Annotated in this window: 3 protein-coding genes; 1 reads left to right on the top strand and 2 read right to left on the bottom strand. The window is 69.9% G+C overall.

Going from position 1 to position 7,718, the window contains the following annotated elements; genetic code table 11:
- Positions 1-75: 75 nt before the first annotated feature.
- Positions 76-1,722 (bottom strand): acyl-CoA synthetase, encoded by a 1,647-nt coding sequence (locus ACFW0G_RS37120; protein WP_378330177.1) that lies wholly within the window; start codon positions 1,720-1,722, stop codon positions 76-78.
- A 170-nt stretch (positions 1,723-1,892) separates the two neighbouring features.
- On the opposite strand from ACFW0G_RS37120, the gene ACFW0G_RS37115 reads away from it, so the two are divergent.
- Entirely contained in the window at positions 1,893-3,596 is a 1,704-nt protein-coding gene (locus ACFW0G_RS37115) for a bifunctional 3'-5' exonuclease/DNA polymerase (protein ID WP_378330176.1), read from the top strand.
- A gap of 177 nt (positions 3,597-3,773) precedes the next feature.
- Here ACFW0G_RS37115 and hrpA read toward each other — a convergent pair whose 3' ends face one another.
- The gene (gene hrpA / locus ACFW0G_RS37110) at positions 3,774-7,658 is read right to left on the bottom strand and encodes an ATP-dependent RNA helicase HrpA (protein WP_378330175.1); all 3,885 of its coding nucleotides are present in this window, start codon (positions 7,656-7,658) and stop codon (positions 3,774-3,776) included.
- Positions 7,659-7,718 lie beyond the last annotated feature (60 nt).

Raw genomic sequence — 7,718 nt, 5'->3', positions numbered from 1 at the left:
GCCTTACGGGCGTCGGACGCCCGTAAGGTGGCCTTAACGGCACGTCGTTCGGTGGGCCTGAAGGCGCTTACCTCGTCAGCGGAGTTTGTTGCGCAGGACCTTGCCGGTCGCGTTGCGCGGCAGCTCGTCCAGGAACTCGACGTCGCGCGGCACCTTGTACCGGGCCAGATTCGCCTTCACGTAGTCACGAACGCCTTCGACGTCCAGCGAGGAGTCCTCGCTGAGCACCACGAACGCCTTGAGCCGCTGCCCGAACTCGGCGTCCTCGACGCCGATCACCGCGGCCTCCAGCACGTCCGGCCGTTCGACGAGGAGGTTCTCCACCTCGATCGGGTACACGTTTTCGCCGCCCGAAACGATCATCTCGTCGTCACGGCCGTCGATGAACAGCAACCCGTCCTCGTCGAAATGCCCGACGTCGCCGCTGGAAAGCAGCCCGTCGATGATCTCCTTGTGCCGCCCGTCGGTGTACCCGCCGAAGCTGAGCCCACTGCCGACGAACACCCGCCCGGTCACGTTCGGCTCGGTGATCTTGCCGCCTTTTTCGTCGTACAGCGCGACCTTGCAGCCGACAGGGGGACGGCCGACGGTGCCCGGCGCCTTCTCCCAGTCCTCCGGCGTGGCGACCGTGGCGACCGCGACCTCGGTCGAGCCGTAGAGGTTGTGCACGACCGGCCCGAACGCCGCGTTCGCCCGGTTCCCGAGATCCGGCGACAACGCCGACCCGGCGACGAAGATGATGCGCAGCGACGAGGTGTCGTACTTCTCCAGCACCTCGGCGGGCAGGTCCACGATGCGCTGCAACATCGTGGGCACCAGGACCAGCGCGGTGCACCGGTGTTCGGCGACGCCGCGCAGCGCCTCCTCCGGATCGAACTTCCGGCGCATCAGGACCTTCGAGCCGAGCGCCGAGGACAGGATGAACTGCGAGAGCCCGGTGCCGTGGAACAGCGGCGCGCCCATGTACGTGGCTTCGTTGGCGCGCAACGGAATCCGGTCGAGGAACTGCGCGGAGGCCAGCGCCGAGGTGTGCGGCCGCGGCGCGCCCTTGGGTGTCCCGGTGGTCCCGCTGGTCAGCAGCACGAAACCGCCGGGCCTGGCCGGGGCCGGCACCGGCCGGTCGTCGGTGCTCGCGATCAGCTCGTCCAGCACCGGGACGGACCGGTCGGCCAGCTCCTGGCCGGGGTCGACCCACGCGAGGTAGCGGTCCACCGTGTCCGGGATCGCGTCGAGCAGCCCGGTGAACTCGTGGTCGTAGACCAGCGCGGTGACGCCTTCGCGCGCGGCGACGTCGGTCAGCTGCGGCTTGGCGAAGCCGGTGTTCATCAGCAGCAGCTTCCCGCCGAGCTTGCCGACGGCGGCCATCGTGACGACCAGGCCGCGGTGGTCGCGGCACAACGCGGCGATCACCGAGCCGGTGCCGAGGCCACGCTCGGTCCAGGCCCTGGTCAGCGCGTTGGACCGGTCGTCGAGCTGCTTGTAGGTGAGCGGTCCCAGCTCGTCGACGATGCCGACCGCGGACGGGTTCCGCCGCGCGGAGATGTGATTGGCACCGGCGAAGGGGCCGTACTTGTTGATCGCGATGAGCGATCGCAGGCCCTCGTCGAGCCGGGGGAAGGGGACCAGGCCCGCACGGCGCATGACGTCCACGCTGCGCACCGTCTCGGCGACCTTGCCCGTCACCGAGGTGGCGAACTCGGCCACGTTGGCCGGGTACTTCATCCGGGTACCTCCGTTGCTGCTTCGTTGCCGCGTCGAGGACCCACACCGGCGGGGCCGTACCGGCGGTATGGGAGCTACTCGACAGTAAACCAACGACGCGCGCTGCACCAGAGTGGTGCCGGACGGTGATCGCGGCCGGAATTGTCGGTGGTCGCCCGCACACTGTGTCCGTGCAGGTGTTCGCCGGTCAGGAAGAGGACGGGAGCCACGCGGTCCACGTCCCGGACGCGCCGTCGTGGAGCCGGTGGGGGCTCGACGACGCGGCGCTGGTCGCGCACGCCCGGCGACTGGAGGCCGAGCACGCGCCGCGCTGGGTGTTCACCTCGGCCGAGCAGTTCTACCCGGTGCTGGTCGGAGGCGGGCTGCGGGTCCGGCGCTGTCACGACCTGACGCTGGCCGAGGGGCTGCTGCTGGCCTACGAGGGCCGGGAGAGCGAGTCACGCGGCCTGCGCGCGGCGCTGGCGAGAGCGAACGGCGAAGAGGTGCCCGAGGGTGACGATCCGGCGTTCGCCGAGCTGGCGCAGCCGACGCTGTTCGAGACGCGCGGGCCGGGGCTGCCCGCCGGGGTCACGGTGCTCGACGCGGCCCGCCGGGTGCTGGCCGAACAGGAACGCCGGATCGCCGCCACCGAGCATCCTGACCGGATGCGGCTGCTGCTGGCCGCGGAGTCGGCGAGCGCGCTGGCGGCGGCCGAGATGTCGGCGGACGGGCTGCCCTGGCGCGCCGATCTGCACCGGGAGCTGCTCGCCGAGCGGCTGGGTGCCCGTGTCCCGGCGGGTCAGCGGCCGAAACGGCTGGTCGAGCTGGCCGAGCGGATCAGCGCGGCCTTCGACGGGCGCCCGGTCAACCCGGACTCGCCTGCCACCGTCGTCCGCGCGCTGGCCAGGGCCGGGATCGAGGTGCCGTCGGCGCGGAAGTACCTGCTGCGCGGGATCGACCATCCCGCCGTCGAGCCGCTGCTGGAGTACAAGGAGCTGTCCCGGCTGCATACCGCCAACGGCTGGGCGTGGCTCGACGAATGGGTCACCGACGGGCGGTTCCGCCCGCACTACGTCGTCGGCGGGGTCGTGTCGGGGCGCTGGGCCAGCCGCGGCGGCGGGGCGCTGCAGATCCCGAAGATCCTGCGCACCTGCGTCCGCGCGGACCCGGGCTGGAAGCTCGTGGTGGCCGACGCCGCCCAGCTCGAACCCCGGGTGCTGACGGCGTTGTCCGGCGACCGGCGGCTCGCCGAGGTCTCGGCGGCGACGGATCTGTACGCGCGGCTGGGCGAGGCGCTGTTCTCCGGCGCCCGCTACGTCGCCCCGGCGCACGACGAGCGAAGCGATCGGGACAGGGCGAAGATCGCGATGCTCTCGGCGATGTACGGGGGCACGTCCGGCGAGGCGGGTCCGCTGCTCGGCTTGCTGCGTCAGCGTTTCCCGGACGCGGTGTCCTATGTGGAGCATGCGGCGCAGGCAGGCGAACGCGGCGAACGCGTTCGCTCGCGGCTGGGCCGGACGTCCCCGGCGCCGTCGGCCGCCTGGCGGGCACTGACCGGCGGCCTCGCGGAGGACGAGGCGGCGGAGACCAAGGCGCGCCGGGCCTCCCGCGGCTGGGGCCGGTTCACCCGCAACTTCGTCGTGCAGGCCAGCGCCGCCGACATGACCGCCATCATGCTGGCCACCCTGCGCCAGCGCCTTCCCGCTCCCGCGCACCTCGTCTTCTTCCAGCACGACGAGGTCATCGTGCACACCCCCGCCGAACTCGCCGACCAAATCTCCGCGTCCATTGTGGACAGCGTCACCGAAGCCGCGCGCCTCCTCTTCGGCCCCGCCTGCCCTGTCCGCTTCCCCCTGCACATCGCCCCCGTCGACACCTACGCCGACGCCAAGTGACGTCCCCCATCACGCGAGTTCCGCCTCCAATCACACGAGATCGCCGCTCAATCACGCGAGACCGCCACTCGATCACGAACGGCCCCAGTGTGCGCAGACGGAGATCTCGCGTGACTCAGCGCGTAACTCGCGTGATCAGGCGCGTAACTCGCGTGATTGGACGGAGAACTCGCGTGATCAGGCGAGGGCGTCGTCGATGGCTCGGGTGATGCGTTTGAGCGAGACAGGGTGTGCGGTGCCGAGGGTCTGGGCGAAGAAGCTCACGCGGAGTTCCTCGATCATCCAGCGCACCTCACGCAGGGCCGGTGACGACTCGCCCGGCGGCAGCGAGGCCAGCGCGTCCTCGTACTCGCGGGTGATCCACGCGACGTCGGCGGTGCGCTGCAGATCCCGCGTCGGGTCGGTCAGCAGCTTGTCCAGCCGCCGCTCGATTCCCCGCAGGTAACGCACCAGATGAGGCAGCCGGTCCTGGCCAGTGGCCGTCACGAAACCCGGATACATCAAACCGGCCAGCTGCGCCCGGATGTCGGCGAGCGATTCCGCCGGGCCGCGGGCGTCGGGGAGCACGGTTTCGACGTCGTTCGCCGCGCGCAGGATGCGTTCGACCTCGGTGAGCACGGCCAATACACCCGGGTTCAGCCCTGCCCGGACCTTCTCCAGCAGCACCGCGAACCCGGCCTCGTCCCACACCGGTCCCCCGGCCTCGGCCATCAGCTTGTCGACCGCGCAGTCGACGCAGTCCTCCAGCAGCCCGGCGACGCTGCCGTGCGGGTTCCGGTTGAGCACGAGCTTCGCGGAGTTGCTCAGGTTCCGGGTGATGAACTTCATCGGCGAGTTCAGGCTCAGCCGCAGCATCCGCCGCGTGCCCGCCCACATCGCGTTCTCCTGCTGGCCCGGCGTGTCGAGCAGCCGCACCGCGACCGACGAACCCTCGTCGACCAGCGCCGGGTACGCCCGCACGTCGTGGCCGCGCTGCTTGCTCGCGAACACCTTCGGCAGTTCCCCGAACGCGGGCGAGGTCAGGCCCGCACGCTCGATGCTGGGCGCGGCCTTCGAGATCGTCGCCCGCACCTTGCCCGAAAGACGGCGCTTCAGCTCCTCGACGTCCTTGCCCTCGGCGACCTTCCGGCGCCGGTCGTCGAGCACCCGGAACGTCATCCGCAGATGGTCGGGCACCGACGAGAGCTGGAAGTCCTCCGGCCGCACGGAAACCCCGCGCAGCCGCTCGAGTTCCTCGGACACGACGTCGAGCAGTGGCCCGTCGGCCGGCCCGACACGGGAGAGCACGAGCTTCGCGTGATCCGGCGCAGGCACGAAATTGCGTCGCAGCTGCTTGGGCAACGCCTTGACCAGCTGGGTCACCAGCTCCTCGCGCAGGCCCGGCACCTGCCAGTCGAATCCGTCCGCGGTGACCTGGTTCAGCACCGCGAGCGGAATGTGGACGGTGACGCCGTCGGCGTCGGAACCCGGCTCGAACTGATACGTCAGCGCGAACGCGTGCGTGCCCTGGGTCCACGAATCCGGGTAGTCCGCCTCCCGCACCCCGCCCGCGGAATCGTTGATCAGCATCGCCTTTTCGAAGCTCAGCAGATCCGGCTGCTCGCGCCGCGCCTTCTTCCACCAGCTGTCGAAATGCCGCACCGAGACGATGTCCGCGGGCAGCCGCTCGTCGTAGAACTCGAACAACGTCTCGTCGTCGACGAGGATGTCCCGCCGGCGAGCGCGGTTCTCCAGATCCTCGACCTCGTCGAGCAGCGCCCGGTTCTCGGCGAAGAACTTGTGGTTGGTCTGCCAGTCGCCCTCGACCAGCGCGTGCCGGATGAACAGCTCGCGGCACAGCTCGGGATCGATCTTGCCGTAGTTGACGCGCCTGTCGGCCACCAGCGGGACGCCGTACAGCGTCACCTTCTCCACCGCCATGACCGCGCCCTGCTTGCGTTCCCAGTGCGGCTCGGAGTAGTTCCGCTTGACGACGTGCCCGGCCAGCGGTTCGACCCATTCCGGCTCGATCCGGCCGTTGACCCGGCCCCACAGCCGGGACGTCTCGACCAGCTCCGCCGACATCACCCAGCGCGGCTGCTTCTTGAACAGCGCCGAACCGGGGAACACCGCGAACCGCGCGCCCCGCGCACCGAGATAGTCACCCTTCGCGGGATCCTTGAGCCCGATGTGCGAGAGCAGCCCGGCGATCAGCGACGTGTGGATGCGCTGCGGATCCGCGGGCTCCGTGTTCAGCGTGATGCCGAGCGGTTTCGCGAGCTGACGCAGCTGGCTGAAGATGTCCTGCCATTCCCGCACCCGCAGGTAGTTCAGGTACTCGTTGCGGCACAGCTTGCGGAACTGGTTGCTGGACAAGGCCTTCTGCTGATCGGTGACGTACTCCCACAGCTTCAGGTAGGCCAGGAAGTCCGACGTCGGATCGGCGAACCGCGCGTGCTGGGCGTCCGCCGCCTGCTGCTTCTCGGCCGGCCGCTCCCGGGGGTCCTGAATGGACAGTGCGGCGGCGATGATCATGACCTCGCGGACGCAGCCGTTGTGTGAGGCCTCCAGGACCATCCGTGCCATCCGCGGATCGACCGGCAGCTGCGCGAGCTTGCGCCCGATGTCGGTGAGCCGCCTGCCCTCGTCCTTCGCCGCCGCGTCAAATGCGCCGAGTTCCTGCAGCAGCTGGACGCCGTCGGAGACCTGGCGCCGGTCCGGCGGCTCCACGAACGGGAACGCCGCGATGTCCCCGAGTCCCAGCGACGTCATCTGCAGGATGACCGACGCGAGGTTGGTACGCAGGATCTCCGGATCGGTGAACTCGGGCCGCGCGTCGAAGTCGTCCTCGGAGTACAGCCGGATGCAGACGCCGTCGGAGGTCCGGCCGCACCGGCCCTTGCGCTGGTTCGCCGACGCCTGCGACACCGGCTCGATCGGCAGACGCTGGACCTTGGTGCGGTGGCTGTACCGCGAGATCCGCGCGGTGCCGGGATCGATGACGTACTTGATGCCGGGCACCGTCAGCGACGTCTCGGCGACGTTCGTGGCGAGCACGATCCGGCGGCCGGTATGGCGCTGGAAGACCCGGTACTGGTCCGAAGAGGACAGTCGCGCGTAGAGCGGCAGGACCTCGGTGTTGCGGAGATCCTGTTTGTTCAGCGCGTCCGCGGTGTCGCGGATCTCGCGCTCGCCGGAGAGGAACACGAGGATGTCGCCGGGGCCCTCGGCGGACAGTTCGTCGACCGCGTCGCAGATCGCCTGCGTCTGGTCGCGGTCCGGATCCGCGGCAGGATCGTCCGGGTCGACGATCGGGCGATACCGGACCTCGACCGGATAGGTACGGCCGGAGACCTCGACGATCGGGGCGTCCCCGAAATGTTTCGAGAACCGCTCCGGATCGATCGTCGCCGAGGTGATGATCACCTTGAGGTCCGGGCGGCGCGGCAGCAGCTGCTTGAGATAGCCGAGGATGAAGTCGATGTTGAGGCTGCGCTCGTGCGCCTCGTCGATGATCAGCGTGTCGTACTGGCGCAGCATCCGGTCGGTCTGGATCTCCGCCAGCAGGATGCCGTCGGTCATCAACTTGACGAGCGTGTCCTGTCCCGAATGGTCGGTGAACCGGACCTTGTAGCCGACGGCCTCGCCGAGTTCGGTCTTCAGCTCGCTCGCGATCCGGTCCGCGACCGTGCGCGCGGCCAGCCGCCGCGGCTGCGTGTGCCCGATCTGGCCCCGGATGCCGCGGCCGAGTTCGAGACAGATCTTGGGCAGCTGCGTGGTCTTGCCCGACCCCGTCTCCCCCGCGACGATCACGACCTGGTGCTCGCGGATCGCGTCGGCGATCTCGTCCTTCAGCTTGCTGACCGGCAGCTCCGCCGGGTACTCGATCTTGGGGACGCTCTCGCGCCTCGTCTGCACGCGCAGCTCGGCGACGTCGATGTCGGCGGCGATCTGGGCCGCGACGGCCTGCTTGTCGCGGGCGCGGCGGGCGCCGTCGAGCCGCCGCCGCAGCCGATGCTCGTCACGCAGCATCAACTCCGGCAGCCGGGCACGCTGCGCTTCGAGGGGGGATGGTGTGGACATACTGTGCCGTTCGTTACCAATCCGACGGCAGCCACGGCGGACAGGGTATCTACGAGCAGG

Origin of the sequence: Amycolatopsis sp. NPDC058986, assembly GCF_042741125.1 — a bacterium.
Taxonomy (GTDB): Bacteria; Actinomycetota; Actinomycetes; order Mycobacteriales; family Pseudonocardiaceae; genus Amycolatopsis.
The sequence above is the reverse complement of the archived record's forward strand: the minus strand, read 5'-3'. Positions and strand labels throughout refer to the sequence as shown.